The organism is Methylobacterium sp. WL116 (assembly GCF_008039455.1).
GTDB lineage: Bacteria > Pseudomonadota > Alphaproteobacteria > Rhizobiales > Beijerinckiaceae > Methylobacterium.
Map to the genome: position 1 here is coordinate 1 of NZ_VRUV01001073.1, position 598 is coordinate 598.

Annotated in this window: 1 protein-coding gene; it reads right to left on the minus strand. The window is 68.9% G+C overall.

Translation table 11 applies throughout. The annotated features are described in order from the left end of the window. Positions 1-596: sugar phosphate nucleotidyltransferase (locus FV223_RS29460; protein WP_246689873.1), on the minus strand; the 596-nt coding region annotated here is incomplete at its 3' end. Positions 597-598 lie beyond the last annotated feature (2 nt).

Here is a 598-nt window from a genome sequence, read left to right on the forward strand (position 1 = left end):
TAGGCCTCGTTGACCGAGGTGATCTCGAGCTCGCCCCGCGCCGAGGGCGTCACCGCGGCGGCGATGTCGAGCACCTGATTGTCGTAGAAGTACAGGCCGGTCACCGCCCAGGTCGATTCCGGCTCGGTCGGCTTCTCGACCAGCCGCAACGGCCGCCCGGCCGCGTCGAGCGTGACCACGCCGTAGGCCTGCGGGTTGTCGACGTGGTAGGCAAATACCGTCGCCCCCGCCTTGCGCTCGGCGGCGCGCGCCAGCAGGTCGCTCATGCCGGCGCCGAAGAACAGGTTGTCGCCGAGGATCAGCGCCACGTCGTCCTCGCCGACGAACTCGCGGCCGATGAGGAAGGCTTGCGCCAGCCCCTCGGGCCTCGGCTGCACCGCGTAGGCGAAGCGCAGGCCGAACTGCTCGCCGGTGCCGAACAGGCGCTTGTAGTTGTCGAGGTGCTCGGGGCTCGAGATGATCAGGATCTCCCGGATGCCGGCCAGCATCAGCACCGAGACCGGGTAGTAGATCATCGGCTTGTCGTAGACCGGCAGCAGCTGCTTGTTGATCGACAGCGTCGCCGGATGCAGCCGCGTGCCGGAGCCGCCGGCCAGGA